25 protein-coding genes and 1 tRNA gene are annotated in these 25715 nt (G+C 45.6%); 20 read left to right on the forward strand and 6 right to left on the reverse strand.

What is annotated here, in order from left to right:
- Positions 1-453 precede the first annotated feature (453 nt).
- The 4 genes from chiP (at position 454) to DYB02_RS05135 (ending at position 5494) form a co-directional block, all read left to right on the forward strand.
- Positions 454-1575 (forward strand): chitoporin, encoded by a 1122-nt coding sequence (chiP, locus tag DYB02_RS05115; protein ID WP_005454008.1) that lies wholly within the window; start codon positions 454-456, stop codon positions 1573-1575.
- 122 nt (positions 1576-1697) lie between these two features.
- Complete coding sequence (locus DYB02_RS05120; protein WP_020840215.1) at positions 1698-2294, forward strand: YccT family protein; 597 nt, start codon at positions 1698-1700, stop codon at positions 2292-2294.
- Positions 2295-2472: 178 nt separating this feature from the next.
- The gene (gene gltX / locus DYB02_RS05125; protein WP_005482241.1) at positions 2473-3897 is read left to right on the forward strand and encodes a glutamate--tRNA ligase; all 1425 of its coding nucleotides are present in this window, start codon (positions 2473-2475) and stop codon (positions 3895-3897) included.
- A gap of 637 nt (positions 3898-4534) precedes the next feature.
- On the forward strand, positions 4535-5494 hold the full coding sequence (locus tag DYB02_RS05135; protein ID WP_029806962.1) for an OmpA family protein: 960 nt from the start codon (positions 4535-4537) through the stop codon (positions 5492-5494).
- Positions 5495-5737: 243 nt separating this feature from the next.
- On the opposite strand, the gene DYB02_RS05145 is transcribed toward DYB02_RS05135, so the two are convergent.
- The 3 genes from DYB02_RS05145 to DYB02_RS05155 all read right to left on the reverse strand — a co-directional run bounded on the left by DYB02_RS05145 (position 5738) and on the right by DYB02_RS05155 (position 7903).
- Complete coding sequence (locus DYB02_RS05145) at positions 5738-6244, reverse strand: hypothetical protein (protein WP_005482262.1); 507 nt, start codon at positions 6242-6244, stop codon at positions 5738-5740.
- A 269-nt stretch (positions 6245-6513) separates the two neighbouring features.
- Positions 6514-6590, reverse strand: a tRNA-Arg gene (locus tag DYB02_RS05150).
- Between the two features lie 179 nt (positions 6591-6769).
- Entirely contained in the window at positions 6770-7903 is a 1134-nt protein-coding gene (locus DYB02_RS05155) for a flagellar assembly protein FlgT (RefSeq protein ID WP_005496141.1), read from the reverse strand.
- Between the two features lie 170 nt (positions 7904-8073).
- Between DYB02_RS05155 and DYB02_RS05160 the strand changes: the two genes are divergently transcribed.
- Positions 8074-8712, forward strand: coding sequence for a FlgO family outer membrane protein (locus tag DYB02_RS05160; protein ID WP_005382013.1), 639 nt, complete (start codon positions 8074-8076; stop codon positions 8710-8712).
- A gap of 9 nt (positions 8713-8721) precedes the next feature.
- Positions 8722-9153 (forward strand): flagellar assembly lipoprotein FlgP, encoded by a 432-nt coding sequence (flgP, locus tag DYB02_RS05165; protein ID WP_005453982.1) that lies wholly within the window; start codon positions 8722-8724, stop codon positions 9151-9153.
- A gap of 113 nt (positions 9154-9266) precedes the next feature.
- Here flgP and DYB02_RS05170 read toward each other — a convergent pair whose 3' ends face one another.
- From DYB02_RS05170 to flgA, 3 genes are all read right to left on the reverse strand, one after another.
- A complete protein-coding gene (locus DYB02_RS05170; protein ID WP_029804575.1) occupies positions 9267-9692 on the reverse strand; it encodes a flagella synthesis protein FlgN in 426 nt (141 codons plus the stop codon).
- A gap of 26 nt (positions 9693-9718) precedes the next feature.
- Positions 9719-10036: a flagellar biosynthesis anti-sigma factor FlgM gene (flgM, locus tag DYB02_RS05175; protein WP_005453996.1), complete on the reverse strand. Its 318-nt coding sequence runs from the start codon at positions 10034-10036 to the stop codon at positions 9719-9721.
- Between the two features lie 127 nt (positions 10037-10163).
- A complete protein-coding gene (gene flgA / locus DYB02_RS05180; protein WP_005486752.1) occupies positions 10164-10910 on the reverse strand; it encodes a flagellar basal body P-ring formation chaperone FlgA in 747 nt (248 codons plus the stop codon).
- A gap of 76 nt (positions 10911-10986) precedes the next feature.
- On the opposite strand from flgA, the gene DYB02_RS05185 reads away from it, so the two are divergent.
- From DYB02_RS05185 to DYB02_RS05260, 14 genes are all read left to right on the forward strand, one after another.
- Positions 10987-11913 carry a chemotaxis protein CheV gene (locus DYB02_RS05185; RefSeq protein ID WP_005462297.1) on the forward strand — a complete coding sequence of 309 codons (927 nt, stop codon included), beginning with the start codon at positions 10987-10989 and terminating at the stop codon, positions 11911-11913.
- Positions 11914-11924: 11 nt separating this feature from the next.
- A complete protein-coding gene (locus DYB02_RS05190) occupies positions 11925-12752 on the forward strand; it encodes a protein-glutamate O-methyltransferase (protein WP_017448766.1) in 828 nt (275 codons plus the stop codon).
- Positions 12753-13064: 312 nt separating this feature from the next.
- Complete coding sequence (gene flgB, locus DYB02_RS05195) at positions 13065-13460, forward strand: flagellar basal body rod protein FlgB (RefSeq protein WP_005462294.1); 396 nt, start codon at positions 13065-13067, stop codon at positions 13458-13460.
- Between the two features lie 5 nt (positions 13461-13465).
- Positions 13466-13879: a flagellar basal body rod protein FlgC gene (gene flgC, locus DYB02_RS05200; protein ID WP_005462293.1), complete on the forward strand. Its 414-nt coding sequence runs from the start codon at positions 13466-13468 to the stop codon at positions 13877-13879.
- Positions 13880-13896: 17 nt separating this feature from the next.
- Entirely contained in the window at positions 13897-14604 is a 708-nt protein-coding gene (gene flgD / locus DYB02_RS05205; protein WP_005462292.1) for a flagellar hook assembly protein FlgD, read from the forward strand.
- 31 nt (positions 14605-14635) lie between these two features.
- Positions 14636-15949, forward strand: coding sequence for a flagellar hook protein FlgE (gene flgE / locus DYB02_RS05210; RefSeq protein WP_005462291.1), 1314 nt, complete (start codon positions 14636-14638; stop codon positions 15947-15949).
- A 293-nt stretch (positions 15950-16242) separates the two neighbouring features.
- On the forward strand, positions 16243-16992 hold the full coding sequence (locus DYB02_RS05220) for a flagellar basal body rod protein FlgF (RefSeq protein ID WP_005462290.1): 750 nt from the start codon (positions 16243-16245) through the stop codon (positions 16990-16992).
- Between the two features lie 18 nt (positions 16993-17010).
- Positions 17011-17799 carry a flagellar basal-body rod protein FlgG gene (flgG, locus tag DYB02_RS05225; protein ID WP_005382032.1) on the forward strand — a complete coding sequence of 263 codons (789 nt, stop codon included), beginning with the start codon at positions 17011-17013 and terminating at the stop codon, positions 17797-17799.
- A gap of 30 nt (positions 17800-17829) precedes the next feature.
- Positions 17830-18609, forward strand: coding sequence for a flagellar basal body L-ring protein FlgH (gene flgH / locus DYB02_RS05230; protein ID WP_005462288.1), 780 nt, complete (start codon positions 17830-17832; stop codon positions 18607-18609).
- Positions 18610-18653: 44 nt separating this feature from the next.
- Positions 18654-19745 (forward strand): flagellar basal body P-ring protein FlgI, encoded by a 1092-nt coding sequence (locus DYB02_RS05235; protein ID WP_005454020.1) that lies wholly within the window; start codon positions 18654-18656, stop codon positions 19743-19745.
- 16 nt (positions 19746-19761) lie between these two features.
- Entirely contained in the window at positions 19762-20688 is a 927-nt protein-coding gene (flgJ, locus tag DYB02_RS05240; protein ID WP_005454015.1) for a flagellar assembly peptidoglycan hydrolase FlgJ, read from the forward strand.
- 161 nt (positions 20689-20849) lie between these two features.
- The gene (flgK, locus tag DYB02_RS05245; protein WP_029804573.1) at positions 20850-22790 is read left to right on the forward strand and encodes a flagellar hook-associated protein FlgK; all 1941 of its coding nucleotides are present in this window, start codon (positions 20850-20852) and stop codon (positions 22788-22790) included.
- 13 nt (positions 22791-22803) lie between these two features.
- A complete protein-coding gene (flgL, locus tag DYB02_RS05250) occupies positions 22804-23997 on the forward strand; it encodes a flagellar hook-associated protein FlgL (protein WP_005482245.1) in 1194 nt (397 codons plus the stop codon).
- Between the two features lie 435 nt (positions 23998-24432).
- A complete protein-coding gene (locus DYB02_RS05260; protein WP_005462278.1) occupies positions 24433-25587 on the forward strand; it encodes a flagellin in 1155 nt (384 codons plus the stop codon).
- Positions 25588-25715: the final 128 nt, after the last annotated feature.

Raw genomic sequence — 25715 nt, forward strand, 5'->3', positions numbered from 1 at the left:
ATGTAAAGAGCTTAAACCTTACATCAAGGGGAAGGTCAAGCATTTCATTGGCGAAACAATTTCGTCAAAACTGTCAGTAAAGCTCCGTTTCTTCCTCTGTTGTGTTGCGAGTGATCTCAAGGTTTTTTCTCTCCGAATATAAAGTTCCGTTAAAACTCCTAAAACATGAATGAAGTCGCTCACGAATTTGAAGCTTTTCTTATGTCAGAACAGCGTAAAAACTCACTTTTGACGTTTTTATGTTTTTATTTATCTATATAAGTGGTTGAAAAATAAGGATTGATATTGTTTTTGATCTTCTCATTTTGAACTTGCTCAGATTGCTGCTGGGAAAGTTTTTTACTGCGAAAAAAGTTTGTCATATTTGCCCCGTCCAAACATTGTTTCAAGTTCCTGCAATGTCCTAGTTAGCGAATTTGAAAATGGAAAAAACTAAAAATATAGGGGTTAAAAATGTCTTACCTAAAGAAAAGCCTACTTGCTACGGCAATCACAGGCATGATGTTCAGTGGTGCAGCTCTTGCTGATGGCGCAAACAGCGATGCTGCTAAAGAGTACCTAACAAAAGATTCTTTCTCTTATGAAGTTTACGGGATCATCGCAATGCAGGCCGCGTACCGCGATTACGATTCTGGCAGCAAAGCAACGGATGACGACCTAGGCGGCATGCAGCTAAACAACGAATCTCGTATCGGTTTCCGTGGTAAAAAACAATTTGCTAACTTCGGTCCTACCTTTATTTGGCAAATCGAAGGTGGTTACGTAGACCCTAGCTTTGGTGGCGAGGGTGCTGGTCTTGGTGAGCGTGATACATTCGTCGGTTTTGAAAGTGCTTCTTGGGGTCAAGTTCGTCTAGGTCGTGTTTTGACACCTATGTACGAGTTGGTTGACTGGCCAGCATCTAACCCAGGTCTAGGCGATGTTTACGACTGGGGTGGTGCAATCGGTGGTGCTAAGTACCAAGACCGTCAATCAAACACCATTCGTTGGGACTCTCCAATGTACGCAGACAAGTTCTCTCTAGATATCGCAGCGGGTGCTGGTGATAAAGCGGGTCTAGGTGCTGGTGATGATTACTGGGGCGGCATCGCGGCTCACTACAAGTTAGGTCCACTACAATTGGATGCTGCTTACGAAGGTAACCGTAACATTGAATCTGAAGGTCAAACTTGGGAAAACAACACGTACCTAGTTGGTGTTCAAGGTTGGTTTGATAACGGTATTTCGTTCTTCGCTCAATACAAATACATGGAAGCGGACGCAAGCAACGGCGTGAACGAGAAGCAAGATGCAATGTCTGCAGGTCTGATGTACACAACAGGTGACTGGCAGTACAAGCTAGGTTACGCAGCGAACTTCGACCTAGAACGTGACGGTAAGACAATTAACGATACAGCAGACGATGTACTATCTGCACAAGTTATGTACTTCGTAGACCCATCTGCAGTGCTTTACGTACGTGCTCGTACTCTAGACTTCGGTGACGGTGCGTCTCAACTAGATAAACCAGCAGAAGCGCGTTGGAAGTCAGCTGACTACGATGAGTTCTCTGTAGGTGTTGAATACTACTTCTAATAAAGAAGCAGCTTAAAGGGCGGAAACGCCCTTTTTGTCTTGATACTTATTCATATAAGCCATTGAAATGACTGGCCTGTAAGTTTCAGTGGCTTATCTAAATTGGTATAAAGTGAGAAACCATGATGAAAAAAACAACGACACTTCTTGGAATTTGCGCAATCCTTTCTGCGCCTGCCTTCGCTGCTCAGTTGACTCTGCAAAAGGAATTAGTGCCTCGCGTTATTAATGGTGAGTTCGTTTACCCTGAGTGGATCTCTGACAACAACAGTATCGAGCTAAAAGACGGTGAAAACCAGTTAGCGGTGACTGTTGGTCAAATTGTGTTTGAAGATGGAAAGCGCCGTAAGTTTGATTCGCAGCCTCTTTTATTAGAGTTTGATGCAGAAAAAGATGCTGAACTTTCTCTGACTTACAAAACCTTCCGAACCATTGAAGAAGCGAAAGCCTTCGAACTCGATCCAAAAGTGATACTAAAGGATAAGAACGGAAAAGAAGTGGATTTCTCTATGGTTCAGCTCCGTAAAGGTGGTTTGCAAGGTTTTCGTGATTACGAGCGAGAAGTGGCCGACTACAACAACGCAATGAACAAACAAGCGACTAAGAGCAGCATCGCGCAATCTCCGGCGGTGACGAAAACATTGAAAGAGTCGTTCAATGAACTCAGCCGTGAAGAGCAACAAGAGTTCATGCAATGGGCGATGCGTAACCTGAAGTAATTTCGTCTCGCGCTTAAACAATAAATAAGAGGGCAGTACCTATATTGGTGCTGCCCTGTTTGTATTTCTGGTGTCAAACCGATTGTAGAATTGACTTACGGTGGTAAAATGTCGCCACTTTTATCCTTGACATCACAACGAGAGCCCTCTCGTTGCTCATTACCCCTAAGGAACTCAAATGACGGTTAAAACTCGTTTTGCTCCTAGCCCAACTGGCTATCTACACGTTGGTGGTGCGCGTACTGCACTTTACTCTTGGCTATACGCTAAAAACCAAGGTGGCGAATTCGTTCTACGTATCGAAGATACAGACCTTGAACGTAACTCTCAGGAAGCCGTTGATGCGATTCTAGAAGGCATGGAATGGCTAGGCTTGGAGTGGGATGAAGGTCCTTACTACCAAACTCAACGTTTTGATCGTTACAACGAAATGGTTGATAAGCTTCTTGCTGAAGACAAAGCGTACAAGTGTTACGCGTCTAAAGAGCTGCTAGATGAAATCCGTGCAGAGCAAGAAGCAAACAAAGAAATGCCTCGTTACGATGCAAACCATCCAAAAATCAAAGCGGCAAACGAAGCGGCAAAAGACGGTGACCCATGTGTTATCCGTTTCCGTAACCCAAAAGAGGGTAGCGTAGTATTCGAAGACCAAATTCGTGGCCGTATCGAAATCCGCAACGATCAAATGGATGACCTAATCATTCGTCGTACAGACGGTTCACCTACTTACAACTTCTGTGTGGTAGTGGATGACTGGGACATGGGTATCACTCACGTTGTTCGTGGCGAAGACCACATCAACAACACGCCTCGTCAAATCAACATCTACGAAGCACTAGGTGCGCCAGTACCAACGTTTGCACACTGTGCAATGATCTTGGGTGATGACGGTGCGAAACTGTCTAAGCGTCATGGTGCAGTATCAGTAATGCAATACCGTGATATGGGTTACCTGCCTGCGGCACTAAACAACTACTTAGTGCGTCTAGGTTGGTCTCATGGCGACCAAGAAATCTTCTCTCAAGAAGAGATGATCAACTTGTTCAGCCTAAACGCAGTATCTAAGTCAGCCTCTGCTTTCAACACGGATAAACTGCAATGGTTGAACAACCACTACATCAAGAACTCAGATCCTGCGTACGTTGCAGAGCATCTACAATGGCATCTAGATCAGCAAAAACTCGACGTAACAAACGGCCCTGCGATCACTGACGTGATCAAGCTAGTCGGTGAGCGTTGTCATACTCTTGTTGAGCTTGCTGAGCAAATTCGTTACTTCTACGAAGATTTCTCTGAGTTTGAAGCGGGCGCAGCGAAGAAGCACCTACGTGGCGTAGCGAAAGAACCTCTAGAAGTAGCACTTGCGAAAGTGGAAGCGATCACAGAGTGGACGACAGAAAATCTACACCAAATGATCGCTGACGTATGTGCAGAGCTTGAAATTGGCATGGGTAAAATCGGTATGCCACTTCGTGTTGCAGTAACAGGCGGCGGTCAATCACCTTCTGTTGATGCTGTAATGGCGTTGATCGGCAAAGAACGTTGTGTTGCTCGCATCAAAATGGCGCTAGAGTTCATTGCTGAGCGTGAAGCAAACGCATAATTAGACTGAATAAATAGTCATTCTAAGCCGCGATATTTGTCGCGGCTTTTTTGTATCTGAAGGTTCACAGCACTATAAAGCTTAATTTTGATAAGGATATAAACAGCTCATTTTGCTTTTTAGTTGTTCAAAAATGGATAAGTTTTTGTAATCCATGCATGCCTAATATGAATGAAAATTGACCGTTCGCATTCAAAATATCTCTCTGATTTATATTTATAAATCCTAAAGTTCCCTAATTATTGTCTCAACATTGAGAAATAAACTTGCTTTAGCTGTCTGGTTTTAAAAAGTGACGCAAACGTTTGCGTGGTCGGTGGGGTGGGTCTTTGAGTGCTCAAGATCACATAATGTAGAACTTTTTGATGACACGAAATTGACAGTTTTGGGATTTGTCTCGTGATTTCTTAGCGTTATAGTTCAACCCGTCAGTGAGAACTCGATAACGATATGCATCACTGCACTGGAAATATACCCAAGTGACTTTCCATAAATTTTTTGCATGTGCATAAAGCGGAAGTTGCTTCGGTATCCACTCAAGGAATGAATAAAAAGAATTGAAATACAACGTCAGTGTTATTAGGCGGCGCATTTCGTCATCGAATTAAAAAAAAGTACTTCTTTAGAGGAATCAATAATGAAAAAACTAGCAGCGGTAATTTCAGCGTCTTTACTTATGGCTTCAGCAGCTCAAGCAGAAGTATACGTGGGCGGTAAAATGGGTAAATCTTGGTTGGAAGATGCTTGTGTAGCAGGTCAATCTTGTGACAAAGATGGCTCAACTCTTGGTGCTTTCGTTGGTTACGAATTCAATGACTACATTGCACTAGAAGCTGGTTTCGACAACGTTGGTGATTTCGATCAAACTTCTTTCGGTGGCCATGTAGAAGCAATCACTCTTGCTCCTAAATTCAGCCTACCAATCACTCAAGACATCGCACTTTACGGTAAAGTTGGTGGTGCTTACGTAATGTTCGACGGTAAAGATGATTACTCTTACCTAGGCGCAGCTGGTGTTGAATTCAACCTAAGCCAAAACGTTACAGCACGTGCGGAATACCAAACAATTACTGACATTAGCAACAACGTAAGCAAAGCAGCTGGTAACTCTGCAACTCTAGGTGTTTCTTTCAAATTCGGCGGCAGCGATGAGCCAGTAGTAGTTGAAGAAGAGCCTGTAGTTGAAGAAGTTGTTGTAGAAGAAGTTGTTGAGCCAGTAGTGGTTACTAAAACTTTCGAAACTCAAACTATCGGCACTGGTAGCTTTGACCTAAACAGCACAACACTTAAACCAGAAAGCGCTTCTAAACTAGACAACCTAGTTGCTTTCCTAAACGAGCACCCACAAGCGAAGGTTGAAGTAGTTGGTTACACAGATACTTCAGGCGCTGCAGCATACAACCAAAAAGTTTCTGAGAAACGTGCTGAGTCTGTAGCAAACGCGCTAGTTGAAAAAGGCATCGATGCATCACGCATCCAAGCTCGCGGTGAAGGTGAAAACAACCCAATCGCATCAAACGATACTCGTGAAGGTCGTCAACAAAACCGTCGTGTAGAAATCGTTGTACCTGAGTTCGAATACCAAGTTCAGCAATAAGCTCCTATCCGACCGTAGAATAGCAGCCTAAAGCTGAATGCCCCGAAGAGTTCGCTCTTCGGGGCTTTTTTTATCTGTTCATTTTGTATCGCTTAATTTGTGAATGGTGGACACAAAAAAGAGAACCGGTTGATGACGGGTTCTCTTTTTGCGTTCGATAGAGGTTCAACTCTCGAAATCATGTTTAGCAGTGAAGCGAAATGTGTCTGAAGCGCTTTTAAGTTGTGTAAGTACGAGAGTGGATTACTTCAGATCGATGCTGTTGAGTCGGCCCATAAAAGTGAGGATTTCTAAGTTCTCTTTGTGGGCTTCTAGTAGTGCCTTTTTCGTTTGCATGTAAGCGGCAAGTTTGCCGTATTTGTTAATCGAACGTACTACCGTCTTGTATTTGTATTCACCCTTATCGTTAAACTCGCGCCACTTCGCAATGTAACAAGTGTCTCGGTTGTCTGGGTTCTCTAGGGTAGGGTTAGGCTTATGAACGATTTTAGGCTCAACGCTGTGCGGCAGACGCGTCATTAAGTACGGGTCTTTTAATAGACGTCGCCAAAACTTGCCCCACATTTCTCTACCCAACTCATTTCTTAGTTTGATGGCTTTCTTCAAGCCCTTTTTCTCTCCAATACGAACAAAGCCCACTGAGCGATGCAAAACAGTATCGTCAGGAGTATGAATGTGGATCTTAAAGGCAGTCTTGCCTTTCGAAATAAAGCGGTGTCCAGTGTTAGTAATTAAATTGCTCTTAGACATAGTGCTAACTAATATTTTTATTAATAGTCGAGAGGGTAAGCAAAACTCATAAATAATTAAAGTAATAAAATACAAAACTGTAAATAGTAACTGTGAAGTAATTAAGGGCGACGGCGAGCGTTTTCAACCCGCATGAGGTTTGACCAGGAGAGGCAATATGCTGCTGGTGGGCGTTTGGATTATCGGGAAGAGAACGTTGTGTGCGGGAAATGAACCCGATAAACGCGTATAAAAAAGCCTTAGCTCAACGGTGAGCTAAGGCTATGATATGGCGCCCCCAGTAGGATTCGAACCTACGACCTGTCCCTTAGGAGGGGACTGCGCTATCCAGCTGTGCCATGAGGGCGTAATACCAATCACAGCAACTATTGGGTTATTGCTACAGGTTAAACAAATTCACAGCCATGCTACTGATTTCTTTAACCCTAGTGCTAACTTGTTAGTTACTTAGACAGGCATAATCAAATAAGATGCGTTGTCTATGATATTCAAAAGTAAGCATATCTCAAGGCTTAATGTGACCTTTTATAAGATCTTGTTCATTACATCGCCAATTTGAACGCTGGACGCTAAATTCGGTTGATCAATCGTCAATTCTGCTTCTTGTTCATAGATGCGGGAGACCGTCAAAGTGATCTCGCTTTGCGACACTTTATTACGCGGTAAACCCTTTTGATCGATGAATGATGCCGTGTGCCACAGTTGCAGTTTGTCACCTTCTTTTACGCCGTGCATGCGGCCCAGATCCATCGTGACGGTGTTGCCAAAAACGGCCACCACTTCCGGTAGGGTAATCTTGCAAGACAGTTCGGACTCGAGGTCTAACATGATGTTGCGGCTGACGCGTAGCATCATTTCGCCATAGGTCGATGCCCAGAAACGTGCACTACGAGTATCCACTTGGCTGGTTTTGGCGAATGGCCAACGCGCGACTTCGCGGTAGGCTTTGTTGAAGACTTCATGGCCTGTCTTGCCATCGAAGACTTTCATCTCTAAAGCAAACTGACGGTTAATGATGTCGTCTTTTAAGAGTTGAGATTCAATCGTTGCCGTTAAGTCAGTGATCACGCCGCCAATAATGTATTGTGCGCCGTTGTCTTGCGCAATCATTTGAGTGCGAGCTGGATAATTGCTGCTGATTGAGTAGTCCGTCGTGCCAACAGAGACGAAGCTGCGCGAGGTTTGATCCAATTGGCGATTAACGACTTTGCTGAAATCGTCACCCACTTGATAGATTTGCCCCATGACTGCTTGTTGGGGGGAGGCAACGTCAATGTTACCGACCAAAATAGTCTTTTTGTATTGATCCGTGTGGCAACCCGTTGCCGATGGATAAATGTCCACTCGGATCTTCATTTCCATTTTACCACCGCGTTTGCGCTCAGATTCCACGAGAATGTAGCGCACCTCATGGTTAGTAAACTGATATTCTTTGCGGTTTTCTTCCAATAGCGGCATCAAATTACTGATGCTGCCAATGTCTGCGCCCGAAAAGTTGACGGCTTTGAATAGAGCGTCTTCCAACGCATGGAGCCTTGCCGCATCTTCAGAAGAAACGATCGTGGCAACGCCTGTCACTTCGTACCAAGACGCCACTGCACGAAATGGCAGAAGCATAACGAAAGTGATTGAAAGTAGGCTAAATAATATTTTTTTCATTGGGTATGACCGTTCGGGTATAAATATTGCTATATCAATTTCAGTGAAGTTTGGTGGCGTTTTCTTAGTTCGACAAACAAAGAAAAGCAAAGACTGTTCCAATATTACCTTTACTCAGCAAGGAATTGTGAAAGAACAGTACCACCCAAGATTATCTGGAGAATCAAACCATGAAAAAGTGGCTTGTCGCCGCATCGATGATGACGCTTTTGACATCGTGCGCGTACTCACCGATTTATAATGGTAAAGAACCGTATTCAGGCAGCCAGTTCATGTTGATGGACAGTCCGCGTCATACGATGGACTTCTTTATTGAGAGCATGACAGAAGATTTGATGGTATCTAACGTTGCCGTTTCTGCACGTACACCAATTGCTATCACATCGTTTGTTGACCTGCAAAACATGGATGCGACCAACTGGTTGGGCAACTCTGTATCTGAAGGGTTTATCCATCAGTTCCAACGTCGCGGTTTTAAAGTCGTCGATTTTAAAACGACAGGATCTATCCAAGTGACGCAGCAAGGCGACTTTGCATTAAGCCGCGATTGGCAAGATTTGGCGCAAGAGCAGCAAATTCAGTATGTGTTAACGGGAACCATGCTTCGTCAAGAAGGTGGCGTATTGGTTAATGCTCGCGTTGTTGGTATGCAAAGCCGTGTTGTGGTTGCCACAGCGCAAGGGTTCTTGCCTGCAGACCGAATCGGCCGTGATTTGGATACGCTAAATAGCATCCGTACCCAAGATGGCGTGTTGATTCGTTCAGACCCAACCATTCGCCAGCCATACACTGTGATTCTCCGTCCATAGGATAGAACCATGAAGAAGTTATTATTTATTATTGCCACCTTGGTGCTTGTGGGATGTCAGCCATTACAACAGATGCGCCAAGATGAAATTTTAGTGGCGGTAGGTTATGCAAGCGTAAGCGAACAAACTGGCCGCACGGTAGAAGAAAAACGTGTGCGCGCGATGCGAGCATCAAAAATTGATGCGTATCGTGAGTTAGCAGAGCAAGTTTACGGCATGCGAGTAAGCGGTCGTGCCGAACTTGAAGATCAGCGTCTTGGCATTGAAAGCACGAGTGGCGCGGTCGATGGCGTGATTCGCGGTGCAGAGGTCGTGCGCAGTTACTTAGTTGAAGACAGTTACGTAACAGAGTTACGTTTGGATATCCGTAAGATGGATAAGCTACGCGATTACGGTGAAGTTCAACAAGTGCCTGAGAAGCGTCAGCAAACTTTGTTCTAAAACCACTTCACTAAACAGATAATCTTTTCGAGCGGCTGATTGGCAACAATTGGTCGCTTTTTTTATGGGTTGATTTGATGGCTTTGCCTAATGAGGAAGGAGAGGCTAGAGCGTTAGGCTTTAATATTGGTGCCTAGCGTTGAAATGGTGTGGGTTTTGCCGCCGGCACTGTAGGTCATACCGATCTTGCCGTGAGTGTGTTGAAGCATGTTATTGAGCTTGTTAAAACTCAATTGAGCACGGCTGAGGGATTCTCCATTCACGCGATTGACTTGTTGACAGTCCAGCACGATGGATTGGATTTGGGCTACAACCTGACTTAGGTGCTCATCTTCGGTAAGTTGATTGACATGCGGGTGAGAGGCAATTCGCTGATCAGTGGTTCTTAGCTGATCAATGAGTGTCATTTTTTGTTTGGCGATGCTTTCGATTTCAGAAGAGACACGCGCAGTAATCGCCTGTGTTTCCTGACGTAAAACAGTAGAAAGTGCCTTAGCATTTTCTAGTTGAAAGTTTACGAGATCGACTAATGCTGCCATAAATACTTACCTTGGGCCTAAGTCAGTTAGCTTTTGCCTTGCAATTCGTTTTCAAACTTGATCATATTGTCGGCCAGTTTTTCTGGGTCAACGCGGTATGAACCGTTTGCGATTGCTTCTTTGATTGCCGCTACTTTCGCACTGTCGTAAGCCGGAGAAGCTGCCATATCCTTTTGGAGTTTGCTGACGGCTTTACTTTGTTGGCTTAGCGATACAGCGTCTTGTTGAGCTGGCGCTTTTTTCGATTCAGTTGCGCTTGATGTCGCACTTGAATCGTTACGTGCAGGCGCGCGACTGGTCGTCGACATCATTTGCCCTGAACGTATATTATCTATACCTGCCATGTTTAACCTTTGCCTTGTATCGTAATACTGGTATCCAGACTATCGACCAACCAAACGATAACTTTAATCATTTTTTGCATTTTTATTGATCAATTTTCACAATGCGGTTGTGCTACCTAAATAAAGGTTAAAAGGTGACGGTAATTTCCGCAATGTCAGTCACTATGCCCTCTATTATACGTTGTGACTTGTCATTTTTCACTCTTACTTGATCGCCCGTGGCTCCATCTTGCAATGCTGTGCCTTGTGTTGTGATCGTCATGCCTGATTTTACGGCCTTTATTGTCACTTTTTCATTACGGCAAACCACGCAAACATCATTGCGCTCAACCACATCACCAAGGCGAACGCTACGTTTTAACTTTGCACCGACCACTTGTTCGAAGCTAGAAAAGCCATCTTTGCGAAAGCGTTGAAGCTCAATCATGGACGTTGTGACATCAGATGCGCTGATGATCTCACCTCGGCCAAGTTGTCGAGTTGCGACGATCATTGGTACTGAAGAGGAGACACGAACAGGGACATACACTTTCCAGTCATCGGCAGGGCATTCTACCAACACATTGATATTGCTGCGGGTGCTGCTGGTGGAAGAGGCCGAGGTGTCGAGTGGTTCAGGGCAGTCTGTTGCCTTGATTCGAGAGTCAATGTCTGCCGCATTCACAGTCAATTCACCTCCGGCTGGCTGCTCTACCGTAGCAAGAATATGTTGTTCTGCTGCCAATTTTATTTGTTCTATCTGATTATCTGTTGCCGAATGAACAAAAAAACTAAACATACTGAGCAAAATGCCGATAGACTTAGCGTACTTTGTAAATAGCGCTCTACATATTGTCATAGTCAATGTTGTCGAAGTTATAGTGAAATACGCCATACTGTCTCCCTGGTATCATGCTTGCCAGTGGTAGAGTATCATTTAAAAACAAAAAGTTTGAGATGGAGATGAGCATATGACGGGGATTCTTGACTCGGTGAATCAGCGTACGCAACTCGTCGGTCAGAACCGATTGGAATTATTGACCTTTCGACTGATGGGGCGACAGCGTTACGGCATCAACGTATTCAAAGTAAAAGAAGTACTTCAGTGCCCTAAGCTGACTTCTATGCCAAATCTACACCCTCTGGTAAAAGGTATTGCTCATATCCGTGGCCATACCGTGTCAGTAATTGATTTGAGCCTGGCAATTGGTGGCCGCCCAACCACCGATATTGATAAATGTTTTGTTGTTATCGCTGAATTTAACCGTACGATCCAAGCATTTTTGGTATCATCGGTTGAGCGTATTATCAACATGCACTGGGAAGCGATTTTGCCGCCGCCAGATGGCGCAGGTAAAGCGCACTACCTAACTGCTGTGACGAATATTGATAACGAACTTGTTGAAATCCTAGACGTGGAAAAAATCCTGGCTGAAATCGCGCCAGTTGATGAAACCATGGATTCAACCATCGGTGAAGAAATCGCACAAGCGGAGCAAGAAAAGCCTATCGTACGTCGTATTCTGATTGCTGATGACTCAACGGTTGCACGTAAGCAAGTTGAGCGCGCGATTACTTCGATTGGTTTCGAGGTCGTATCTGTCAAAGATGGCAAAGAAGCGTACAATAAGTTGCTTGAAATGGCTCAAGAAGGCAGCATTTACGATCAGATTTCTTTGGTGATTTCTGATATCGAAATGCCAGAAATGGATGGCTACACATTAACGGCTGAAATCCGCAGAAATGCAGATTTGAAAGATCTTTATGTTATCCTTCATTCCTCATTAAGTGGCGTTTTCAACCAAGCCATGGTTGAGCGCGTAGGTGCAAACACCTTCATTGCGAAATTTAACCCAGACGAATTGGGTAACGCGGTTAAATCTGCATTAACACAATAAAAGAGACATTAATGACTGCTATTACAATCAGTGATCAAGAGTATCGTGACTTTAGCCGTTTTCTAGAATCGCAATGTGGCATCGTATTAGGCGATAGCAAACAATACCTCGTGCGCAGCCGACTGAGTCCTCTAGTGACTAAGTTCAAGCTTGCGTCGTTGTCTGATTTGCTACGCGATGTTGTTGCTGGCCGCAATCGTGAACTGCGTATTGCTGCTGTGGATGCGATGACGACTAACGAAACATTGTGGTTTCGAGATACTTATCCGTTCACGGTTTTAGCTGACAAACTATTGCCAGAAGTTGCGGCAAATAAACGTCCAATTAAAATTTGGTCTGCGGCCAGTTCATCTGGTCAAGAACCTTATTCAATCGCGATGACAATTCTGGAAACGCAACAGCGTAAGCCAGGTTTGCTGCCAAGTGCTTCCATCACAGCGACGGACATTTCTGCAAGCATGCTCGAAATGTGTCGTGCAGGTGTGTATGACAACCTTGCTTTAGGTCGTGGCCTTTCGCCTGAGCGTCGCCGCACTTTCTTTGAAGATGCAGGCGATGGCCGTATGAAAGTGAAAGACAACGTTAAACGTTTGGTGAACTTCCGTCCTCAAAACTTGATGGATAGTTACGCACTGATGGGTAAATTCGACATCATTTTCTGTCGTAACGTGCTGATTTACTTCTCTCCAGAGATGAAATCTAAAGTGCTTAACCAAATGGCGAGTAGTTTAAACCCTGGTGGTTACCTATTGCTGGGTGCGTCAGAGTCGTTAACCGGTCTGACTGATAAATTTGAAATGGTGCGCTGTAATCCAGGTATCATTTACAAGCTTAAATAGCGGTATCTCTTATTTGAAAACAAAGCCTGACCTCGTGTCAGGCTTTTCTTTTTCTGCATCCTTTCTTTTGTCTACATGAGATGAGCTTTCGAGTTTCCCCTCGCTAATCTGTTGTCGGACTTTGCCCAGTTCCCTCTGCAGGGTGTATCTTTATTCAAGTAAGCGAAGTGATACGACATTCCAGTTACTTTGGCTTGCTTATTGCAATCTAAAACGTCAATAGCTGATAGGTGCTTTAGCGTTTCCGGTTTTTGGCACGCTAATTGCTATTTAGTTATTAATAACGGTCAGTTCTTAATTGTAGAGGCAAACATGGCTATATCTTTTGACAAGGCACTAGGCATCCACCAGCACACGGTGGGCGTACGTGAGCGCAATGCAGAGGTGATTTCCACCAACATCGCGCAAGCAAACACGCCTGGTTACAAAGCAAGAGGTCTAGACTTTGCCAAGGAGTTACAAGCGGCAACATCTGGGGCAAGCATTGGTCTTAGCCGAACAGATGGTCGGCATATTCCTGCCACTACAACGTTGATGGGGGACAAACTGTATCGTCTTCCTACGCAACCAGACACGGGTGATGGCAACACCGTTGACTTGGATTTAGAGCGTAACTTGTTTATGCAAAACCAAATCAGACACCAAGCATCACTCGACTTTCTAGGCGGCAAATTCAAGAACTTAACCAAGGCAATCAAAGGGGATTAATTTAGATGAGCTTATTTAACGTTTTCAATGTGACAGGTTCCGCAATGAGCGCTGAGTCTGTTCGTCTGAATACTACCTCGAGCAACTTGGCGAATGCCGACAGTGTCAGCAGCTCTGCGAAAGACACCTACAAAGCGCGTCATGCTGTATTTGGTGCTGAGTTAAGTAACGCCATGCGTGGCGGTGATACTGTGCCAGTGAAAGTTCTGGGAATTGTAGAAAGTGATAAGCCGCTTAGTGCGGAGTACAACCCTGATCATCCCCTTGCAAACGACGAAGGTTACATCTACAAGCCAAACGTCAATGTAATGGAAGAAATGGCCAACATGATTTCGGCTTCTCGCGCATACCAAACGAATGTGCAGGTTGCTGATTCTAGTAAACAAATGCTGCTGCGTACGCTGCAGATGGGTCAATAAGGATAAGGAGGTAGCGTATGGCCGGAATTAACAACGTTGGTCAAAGCGGCTTGTCCTATATCGACCAGCTTAAAAGTCTTCAAGAGAACAAAAAAGCGGAAGGGAGCACAGGTAAGCAGGACCTAAAACAGGAAGACTTCTTATCGTTGCTCACGAAGCAATTGTCTCAACAGGACCCTTTTAAGCCGGTAAGTAATGACCAGATGATTGCGCAAATGGCGTCATTTGCGACCGTAGATGGTATTGGCAAGATGAACACTCAGTTTGAGAGTTTGAACTCGTCAATGACATCGAACCAAGCGTTGCAAGCTTCCTCTTTGGTAGGGCGCGACGTATTGGTCCCAGGTGCGGCGGGTGTGAAGCAAGACGATGCGCCTATGGCGGCAATGGTTAAGCTTTCGAAATCTCTCGACAACTTGTTTGTTCGTGTAGAAGACGAAGCAGGCCAATTGGTTCGTACTTTTGAGGTAGGTGCGAAACCAGCCGGCGACACACGCGTACTTTGGGATGGTAATGATGAAAGCGGTAATCCATTGCCTGCTGGCAAATACAAAGTGAAAGCGTCTGGCTTAGTGGATGGGGAGTCACAAGAGTTCCCAGTGTCTACTTATGCCAACGTAAACAGCGTATTGCTGGGCAAAGGTGACGGAAACGTATTACTCAATCTGGCTGGTTTTGAATCACCAGTTCGACTTGCAGAAGTACTGGAAGTCGGCAAAGCGTAATCCATAACACGCTAGATTAGGAGATTTTGGAATGTCATATGTATCTTTAAGCGGTTTGTCCGCGGCTCAACTGGATTTAAATACAACCAGTAACAACATTGCGAACGCCAACACGTACGGCTTTAAAGAGTCTCGTGCGGAATTTGCTGATGTTTACTCAAACTCTTTGTTTACTAACGCTAAAACCACTCCGGGTGGCGGTGCACAAGCAAGCCAAGTGGCACAACAGTTCCACGAAGGCTCAAGCATTTACACCAACAACCCAATGGATTTGCGTGTATCGGGTACTGGCTTCTTCGCGGTAGCGAAAGATCGTCTTATCCCACAACAAAATGAAATGACACGTAACGGTGCATTCCATTTGAACAAAGAAAACTACATGGTAACCGCGAACGATGAGTTCCTACTTGGTTATCAAGTAAACCCAGAGTCTGGTGAGGTTTCATCTTACGAGCCACAACCAATCAATATTCCTGCGGAATTTGGTAAGCCAAAACAAACAGCGAACATTGAAGTGGGCGTGAACTTACCTGCTAATGGTGATTTGAAAGATCCAACTCAGTTTGATTTTTCAGACCCAGATACATACAACCGTTCAACCTCTTCGACCATTTATGACTCGATGGGTCAATCTTACAAGTTAACAACGTACTACTTGAAAGATCAGACTCAGCCAAACACGTGGAACACTTACTACACAGTAACAGACAAGAGTGGTGAGAAGCCGTTAAACGTTGCTGGTGGTGATGCGCAAACACCAACAGGTCATATTGGTCACACCATGAAGTTCAACAACGATGGTACGTTGGCAAGCCTAAACAGCGGTAACCCGATTACTTCTGTTGCATTGGGTGATCCTGCAACAAACACCACGCCGCTTGATATGAATGGTGCAGATCCTGCTCAGACGCTTAACTTTGGTCTGGGTGCTGCGACACAATTTGCCGCCCCATTTGAGCTGACTAAGTTCGATGAAGATGGTGCGACAACGGGTTTCCTAACCAAAGTTGACTTTGATGAAAACGGCAGCGTATTGGGTACTTACTCAAACGGTGAAAACGTAACATTGGGTCGTGTGGCGCTAGTTCGTGTTCCTAACGAGCAAGGTCTGGATAAGAAGGGCGGTACGCAATGGGATTCAACTCAGTTCTCTGGTGACAAGATTTGGGGTGAATCAAACAAAGGCTCTTTCGGTACTATCAACAACGGTATGCTGGAACAGTCAAACATTGATATGACTCAGGAGCTGGTGGATCTGATCTCTGCTCAGCGTAACTTCCAAGCAAACTCACGTTCGCTAGAAGTACATAACCAGCTACAACAAAATATCCTGCAGATTCGATAATCTGCATCATCAAGTTAAGCGTGCTTTCGCCGCTTGGCTTGATAACATCATGACATTCATCTGATGCTTAGCCTGAAAACACCTCAGTTCAGGCTAAGCATGCTTTGATCTCTGGTTTGCCGCTGTTGCCGCTACATGGATCAAAATCTTGCCTCCCTTTGCAGTTTCCCTTCATTGAATATCCTTCTTGATTGTCTTTAATTTCATTCAAGTTTTTGATAAATAAGTCTATTTTTATCTTGGCATAACTATTGCTTTTACTCCGAAGTACAGAGACTTTTTTGGAGTAAATTATGGATCGCGCACTGTTTCTCGCAATGAGTGGCGCCAAGCAAAATATGCAGGCTTTGCAATTGCGCGCTAACAACTTGGCTAACGTCAGCACGACGGGGTTTCGTGCGGATTTAGCACAGGCTCGCTCAATGCAAGCGTATGGCGATGGTTTGCCGTCGCGCGTGTTTAGCATGACAGAGCGTCCGGGACATAATTTTGCTCAAGGCAGCGTGATCACGACTGGTCGCGATTTAGACATTACCGTCGAAGGCAGCGGTTGGATTTCTGTATTGGATCACACTGGAAAAGAAGGTTTGACCCGTAACGGTAACCTCAAAATTGACCAAAATGGCATGCTAACCAACGCAAGCGGTCATGCCGTTTTGGGGGAGAACGATGCGCCAATCACCCTGCCAATCCCACTCTCCAAAATCGAAATCGGTCGTGATGGCACCATCTCTGTACTTCCACAAGGTGCGCCGGCTGAAGAATTACAAATCGTTGATCGTATCAAGCTTGTGAAAACTGACGATCAAAGCTTATTTAAAGACACCAATGGCTTATTTCGCCATAAAACTCCAAACCAGCCTTACGAAGCAGACGGCACTATCAGCATTCAAACTGGTGCGATTGAAGGTAGTAACGTGAATGCCGTAGGTGAAATGACCGCGCTCATTGACCTTCAACGTCAATTCGAAATGCAGGTCAAAATGATGAGCACCGCTGAAGAGATGGATAAATCTTCAGATTCATTGCTTCGTATGAGTTAACAGAGTTAGAGGTTCACTATGCATCCAGCACTATGGGTAAGTAAAACAGGTCTAGACGCCCAACAAACCAACATCGCTACGATTTCGAACAACTTGGCGAACGCCTCGACCGTGGGCTACAAAAAAAGCCGTGCGGTCTTTGAAGATTTGTTCTATCAAAACATCAACCAGCCGGGCGGTCAGTCTTCTCAAAACACCGAGCTGCCAAGTGGCTTGATGCTTGGTGCTGGTTCTAAAGTGGTTGCAACGCAAAAAGTGCACACGCACGGTAATGCGCAAACCACCACCAACGCATTGGACATGATGGTGGAAGGCGATGGTTTCTTCCAAGTGACTCTGCCTGACGGCAACATCGGTTACACCCGTAACGGCCAGTTCACGCTAAATGGTGAAGGCACGCTAGTGACATCTGGTTCTGGTTACCCAGTAGAACCTGAAATTGTGATTCCTGAAGATGCGATTTCTATCACTGTCGGTACGGACGGTGAAGTATCTGTGCGCGTACGTGGTCAGCAAGACAACCAAGTCGTTGGCCAGTTGACTATTACAGACTTTGTTAACCCAGGTGGCCTAGAGCCAATCGGTCAGAACCTTTACTTGCCAACAGGCGCAAGTGGCGACCCGCAAGAAGGTGTTCCGGGTTTGGACGGTTTAGGTGAAATTCGCCAATCAATGCTAGAAGCCTCCAACGTAAACGTGACAGAAGAATTGGTCAACATGATCGAAGCTCAGCGCGTGTACGAAATGAACTCTAAAGTGATCTCATCTGTCGATAAGATGATGAGCTTCGTTAACCAGCAGTTGTAACGGCGAAAGTTAGCCATTAAGGAGCTCATAATGAAACGTATCTGTTTACTTGCGCTGATCACAACTATGTCTGGCTGTGCGATGTTAGAACCCATCGAAACGGATGAAGTGACGCAAGCGACTACCGTTGTGGATGCGGTTGAAGGCGATAAGTCGAAAGACGAGAGTAGCGGCATCGTTGATACACTGCGTGGCCGAAATGATCCGGTTGCTGGTGATCCAGCGTGGGCTCCAATCCATCCAAAACAAAAGCCTGAGCATTATGCTGCGGCGACGGGTTCTCTGTTTAGCCCAGAGCACATTACCGATTTGTATGACGACTCTAAACCTCGTGGTATTGGCGACATCATCACAGTCACGTTAGATGAAACCACCAGTGCGACGAAGAGCGCTAACGCGGACTTGTCGAAAACCAACGAAGCGCAAATGGATCCGTTACAAGTGGGCGGTGAAGAGCTGAAAGTAGGCGGCAAGTACAACTTCTCGTATGACTTAAACAACACCAACACCTTTGCTGGTGACTCTTCTGCGAAGCAGAGTAACAGCATCAGTGGTTACATTACGGTCGAAGTGATCGAAGTGCTGGCAAACGGCAACCTCGTGATCCGTGGTGAGAAGTGGATGACGCTAAATACGGGTGACGAGTACATTCGCTTAAGCGGCACAATTCGTCCTGATGACATCAACTTCGACAACACAATTGCGTCAAATCGTGTGTCTAACGCAAGAATTCAATACTCAGGAACCGGTCTGTCGCAAGATATGCAAGAGCCTGGCTTCTTGGCACGATTCTTTAATGTAGCGCTATAAGACGCCGCACTGACGGCAAATTGACTGCAAGAGATTAAGTAAGCATGAAAAGAATCGTTTTATTACTGATGAGCGTTGCTCTGTTTTCTACAGCCGCCCAAGCCGCACGAATCAAAGACGTCGCGCAAGTGGCAGGCGTGCGAAGCAACCAACTCGTGGGTTATGGTTTGGTTTCAGGCTTACCAGGTACGGGCGAAGCGAACCCATTTACTGAGCAAAGTTTCGCAGCCATGCTGCAAAATTTCGGCATTCAGCTGCCGCCGGGTACCAAGCCAAAAATCAAAAACGTTGCCGCGGTTATGGTCACGGCAGAGTTGCCGCCATTTTCTAAGCCGGGTCAACAAGTGGACGTGACTGTATCGTCAATCGGCAGTGCGAAAAGCCTACGTGGTGGTACGCTTCTACAAACGTTCCTTAAAGGTCTAGACGGTCAAGTTTACGCTGTTGCACAAGGTAACTTAGTGGTGAGCGGTTTCAGTGCTGAAGGCGCTGACGGTTCAAAAATTGTTGGTAACAACCCAACTGTTGGTCTTATCTCTAGTGGTGCGACGGTAGAGCGCGAAATTCCAAACCCATTCGGTCGTGGTGATTACATTACTTTCAACTTGCTTGAATCTGATTTCACGACCGCACAACGCATGGCGGATGCGGTAAACAACTTCCTTGGCCCACAAATGGCTAGTGCAGTCGATGCGACGTCGGTACGCGTGCGTGCCCCGCGTGATGTCAGCCAGCGTGTGGCGTTTTTGTCCGCGATTGAAAACCTAGAGTTTGACCCAGCTGATGGCGCGGCGAAGATCATTGTTAACTCCCGTACTGGCACGATTGTCGTTGGCAAACACGTGCGTCTTAAGCCTGCGGCAGTGACGCATGGTGGCATGACTGTCGCCATCAAAGAAAATCTAAACGTTAGCCAACCAAACAGCTTCTCTGGCGGCCAAACGGTCGTGGTGCCCGATTCAGATATCGAAGTGACGGAAGAAAAAGGCAAAATGTTCAAATTCGAGCCGGGTTTGACGCTGGATGACCTCGTACGTGCGGTGAATGAAGTGGGCGCAGCACCTTCTGATTTGATGGCCATCTTACAAGCATTGAAACAAGCTGGTGCCATCGAAGGCCAGTTGATCATCATTTAATGGTTAGGAGGTTGCGATGATGAAGAATCCTAACGATATCGGTTTTATTCACGATATTAGCTCACTCGATAGCCTGCGTCAGAAAGCGGTGAAAGAGGGCAAAGATGGCGAGCAAGAAGCACTGCATGCGGCTGCTCGTCAGTTTGAGTCTATCTTTACATCCATGATGCTGAAGTCGATGCGCGAAGCGAACGAAGGCTTCGAGTCGAACATCATGAATAGCCAAAATGAGAAGTTTTACCGCCAGATGCTTGATGAGCAGATGGCGAGTGAACTGAGCGCAAATGGCTCTATGGGCTTGGCAGATATGATTGTGGCACAGCTGACGGCTGGCCAAGGCAATGATAAGAGCGAAACGGCAATGCGCGATGCGGCAAACAGCGCCGTAGAATATCGTCGCGTGGACCCTAAAAAAGCGCGTGAAATTGAAAAGCGATTGATTGAGTCCGGCGAACTTTCCCGTACCAGCCATACTCCCGCTAAGTTTGATTCGCCAGAATCCTTTGTGAACTCCATGAAGCCATACGCTGAAAAGGCGGCGAAAGCGTTGGGTGTAGAACCATCATTGCTTCTTGCTCAAGCAGCTCTGGAAACTGGCTGGGGACAAAAAGTGGTGCAAAATGCTCGTGGTAGCAGTAACAACTTGTTCAACATCAAAGCAGACAGAAGCTGGCAAGGTGACAAAGTCACCACGCAAACATTGGAATTTCATGACAATACGCCAGTGAAAGAGACGGCAGCGTTTCGTTCTTACTCGAACTATCAAGATAGTTTCAACGACTACGTCCGTTTCTTAAATGACAACCCACGTTACGAGACGGCATTGCAGCAACGTGGAGATTCTGAATCCTTTATTCGCGGTATTCATCGAGCAGGTTATGCGACGGATCCAACCTACGCCGACAAAGTTCTGCAAGTGAAGCAGAAAATCGAAAGTATGTAACCTTTTGGGGTTGCCGCGTACGCGAATCATTGAGGCTTGCCATCGTGCAAGCCTTTATTTTACCTGTATTTACTACTCTAAATTCCACTTGGCACACCTTTTGCTTTTACTTGTCTAGGTGATCGGTATTTACCGATCTTATTTCGTTTTTGGGGGCAGGTATGGCGTCAGATCTTCTGAATGTAGGTACTCAAAGTGTGCTTACTGCTCAGAGGCAGTTAAATACTACTGGTCATAACATTTCTAATGTTAATACAGAAGGTTACAGCCGTCAGTCAGTGATTCAGGGTACCAACGATCCACGCATGTTTGGTGGTTCGACCTACGGCATGGGCGTGCATGTGGAAAATGTTCGCCGCTCGTGGGACCAATTTGCCGTTAATGAACTCAACCTGTCCTCTACAAGCAATGCGAATAAAACGGATACCCAAGATAACTTAGACATGCTTTCTAGCATGTTGAGCTCTGTTGCATCGAAGAAGATCCCAGAAAACCTCAACGAGTGGTTTGATGCTGTGAAAACCATGGCAGACACACCAAACGATTTAGGTGCGCGTAAAGTTGTGTTGGAAAAGGCAAAAATCTTTTCAGATACATTAAACGACTTTCACGAAACGGTGCGACTGCAGTCAGACGTAACCAATAAAAAATTGGACATGGGCATTGAGCGCATTAACCAATTGGCGCTAGAAATTCGTGACATTCACCGCTTGATGATGCGCACTCCTGGTCCACATAACGATTTGATGGATCAGCATGAAAAGCTGATTACCGAGCTGTCGGAATACACTAAGGTCACCGTGACCCCACGTAAAAACGCTGAAGGTTTCAACGTGCACATCGGCAATGGTCATACCTTGGTGTCGGGCACAGAGGCAAGCCAATTAAAAATGATTGATGGCTACCCAGACGTGCACCAACGACGTCTGGCGATGGTCGAAGGCGATGGTATTAAAGCGATTAAGGCCGACGACATGGACGGCAAAATCGGCGCGCTACTCGACATGCGTGACAAACACATTCCGCAGCTGCTGGATGAAATGGGGCGCTTAGCTACCGGATTCTCTTACAAGGTCAACCAACTGCAATCGCAAGGTTTGGATCTCAACGGCAAAATCGGTAAAGACGTTTTCACCGATGTGAATTCTGAGCTGGTGGCTAAATCACGAGTGTTTACCGCACCAAACTCGAAAGCGGACGTTGCCGTTTATGTCGATGATATTTCGGCGTTGAAAGGTGGCGAATATGCGCTGCGCTTCGATGGTGATCGCTACAGCGTGACAACACCGAAAGGCGAGCAAGTTCAGATAGATATAGACCAGTCGGATTCTACCTTCGTATTGGATGGCATGAGAGTGCAAATCGGCGAAGGCCTTGCCGCTGGCGAACGAGTGCTGCTGCGTCCTACTCGCAGTGGTGCTGCCATCATCAAGATGGAAACCAACGACGCTAAATCCATTGCCGCACAAAGTTATGAAGCGTCTACGACGTTTGCTCAAGGCAGTGCAAAATTCAATATTCGTGAAGCGGGTGATGTAAAAGAGTTTGAAGTGACGGTCCAGCCACCCGATGAAAAGCACGACAAAGCGTGGCTAAAGATTACCGATAACAAAGGTAACTTACTGTCTGATAAATACTCTTATCCGTTAGACAAAGATGATCCGCTGATTGAAATCTCAGTGCCGAAAAGTCATCCGCTATACAAAAATGGCGATGCAACCATCTTTGAACTCACAGAAGGCGCACTGCTGAACGACAAATTTACGGCCAACTTGGTGCCGTCAGAAGGTGGTAACGGCAACTTGAGAAAGATGCAGCAATTACAAACCAACAAAATGATGGATGGTAAATCGAGCACCTTGATTGACGTTTACCACAATCTTAATACTGACGTGGGTTTGAAATCGGCAACGGCTAACCGCTTAGCATCGGTTGCGCGTTTAGAGCATGAAGCCGCACAAGAGCGTGTAGCATCGATTGCGGGTGTGAACCTCGATGAAGAGGCCGCCAACATGATGAAGTTTCAACAAGCTTACATGGCTTCATCACGCGTGATGCAGGCGGCAAATGACACCTTCAACACCATTTTGCAACTGAGGTAAGGAGAAGAGATAAGTGTTAACTCGAATTTCTAGTTTCCATAACTATCAGTCTGTACAAAATGACTTGCGTCGCCAAGAGAACAAGATCCATCACAACCAAGAGCAACTTGCCTCAGGTAAGAAGCTGCTTAAACCAAGTGATGATCCGCTGGCTGCGCATTACATTCAGAATATTGGCCAGCAGCAAGAGCAGTTAAAGCAATATTTAAGCTCGATTGTGTTGGTGCGTAACCGTTTAGAAAACCACGAAGTGAACATCGCGAACGCAGAAAGTTTCGCTGATGAATCGAAACGTCTCACAATGGAAATGATCAACGGTGCGTTCTCTGCCGAAGACCGACAAGCGAAAAAACGCGAGTTGGAAGAAATTGCAAATAACTTCCTTAACTTAGTGAATGCGCAAGATGAATCGGGCAACTACGTGTTTGCGGGGACAAAGCCGAAAAGCCAGCCATTTTATCGTGATAAAGATGGCAGCGTGCAATACGCTGGTGATGATTACCAACGCAAAATGAAAGTGTCCAGCATGCTGGATATGCCGATGAACGATCCTGGTAGCAAACTGTTCATGGAAATCCCAAACCCGTTTGGTGATTACCAGCCTAGTTACGATTTACAAAGCGGCTCTGACTTACTGCTAAGTAAAGCAACCAATGTGGATGCGAAGGACACCGCCTCTTATCGCGTGACGTTTGTTGATATGAATAACGGCAAGTTTGGCTACCAATTGGAGCGAAACGGCAAAGTGGTGGACGCTGACGAATTTTCGCCAGAAAAAGGCATCGAGTACAAAGGACTTAAAGTGCATGTGAAAGGGCAAATTACCCCTGGAGACAGCATCGGCATCGAAAAACGTGAGTCCTTCAGTATTTTCGATACCTTTAAGGAAGCGATGTCTTGGTCGGATAAATCCGTTTCCGATACATCAGCGACCGCGAAGTTGCACCAAATGACTGAGGAATTTCAAGCCGCGTTCATCCATTTGAACAAAGCTCGAACCGACGTGGGTGCAAGGCTGAGCACGCTCGATATTCAAGAGCAAAACCACGAAGACTTTAACTTGTCTTTGGCAAAAGCAAAGAGCAATTTTGAGGATTTGGATTACTCCAAAGCTGTGATCGAGTTCAGTGAGAACTCGCGTGCATTGCAGGCCTCGCAACAAGCTTTTGGCAAAACAAAAGACCTGACATTGTTTAACTACATTTAATGATTTGACGGCCAGCGGCGAATAACGACAACGAGAGATTTTGATGCCTTATGTGCCAAGCCTTAAGTGCGAGAAATTTCAAATGTCGTTGAGGTGAGTGAGCGGCATGTTTTTACCGAATGCGGCAAAGGCACCAGTGGCAATGTGAGCGGCAAGCTTCTCTTGGTGTGAAAATATCTTCATCTCATAGAGAAAGAGGTCGAAAACAGCGAGTGTGTTATCTAACTTATTGTTTATTTATCTATTTTAATTTGGAATCGATATCTTAAATAAGTTGGCACACAAATTGTATTGAATAATGTCAGAACAGATTTCGAGATTCTAAACCCTGCGTTAAAGGCAGATTTAGCAAGTAATTTTTACGGTCAGTGCTTATCCAAATGAGAGTAAAGCTGGCCGCTTCGCAAAAGCTTGCGAACTCAAAAGGAGAGCAAAATGGCTGTAACAGTTAGTACTAACGTCTCCGCGATGACCGCGCAGCGTTACTTAAATAAAGCGACCAACGAGCTGAATACCTCGATGGAGCGTCTATCATCAGGTCACAAAATTAACAGTGCAAAAGACGATGCAGCAGGTCTGCAGATCTCTAACCGTCTAACGGCACAGTCTCGTGGTCTTGATGTGGCAATGCGTAACGCGAACGATGGTATCTCTATCGCTCAAACGGCTGAAGGTGCGATGAACGAAGCAACGTCAGTGATGCAGCGTATGCGTGACTTGGCTATCCAGTCATCAAACGGTACTAACTCTCCAGCTGAGCGTCAGGCAATCAACGAAGAATCAATGGCGTTGGTTGACGAACTGAACCGTATCGCAGAAACCACATCATTCGGTGGCCGTCGTCTATTGAACGGCTCATTCGGTGAAGCGGCATTCCAAATCGGTGCGAGCTCTGGTGAAGCGATGATCATGGGTCTAACCAGTATTCGTGCAGATGACACTCGTATGGGCGGTGTGACATTCTTCTCTGAAGTAGGAAAAGGTAAAGATTGGGGTGTTGATCCAACTAAAGCCGATCTAAAAATCACGCTTCCTGGCATGGGTGAAGACGAAGATGGTAATGTTGATGATCTAGAAATCAATATCAACGCGAAAGCGGGTGATGACATCGAAGAGCTAGCAACGTACATCAATGGTCAATCAGACATGATCAACGCGTCTGTAAGCGAAGATGGCAAGCTGCAAATTTTTGTTGCTCATCCAAACGTTCAGGGTGACATCTCGATCTCTGGTGGTCTTGCTTCTGAGCTAGGCCTAAGTGATGAGCCAGTAAGAACATCAGTACAAGATATTGATATGACAACGGTTCAAGGATCTCAGAACGCGATTTCTGTACTGGACTCTGCACTGAAATACGTGGATTCACAACGTGCGGATCTTGGTGCGAAACAAAACCGTCTGAGCCACAGCATCAACAACTTGGCAAATATCCAAGAAAACGTTGACGCGTCGAACAGCCGAATTAAAGACACGGACTTTGCGAAAGAAACAACGCAAATGACCAAAGCACAAATTTTGCAACAAGCAGGTACTTCGATTCTTGCTCAAGCGAAACAGTTGCCAAACTCTGCAATGTCACTATTGCAGTAGTTTATACCAATTACAGTGAATAAGAGTTCAGAAATAGCGTAGATTCAATGCTTGAGAACGAGGCAAAGTTTTTCGATAAGTAGTCATTCTACAGTCAAAAACTTTAACGTAGTTATCGAGCATTTTAG

The sequence above is a fragment of the Vibrio parahaemolyticus genome, assembly GCF_900460535.1.
In the GTDB taxonomy this organism is placed as follows: domain Bacteria; phylum Pseudomonadota; class Gammaproteobacteria; order Enterobacterales; family Vibrionaceae; genus Vibrio; species Vibrio parahaemolyticus.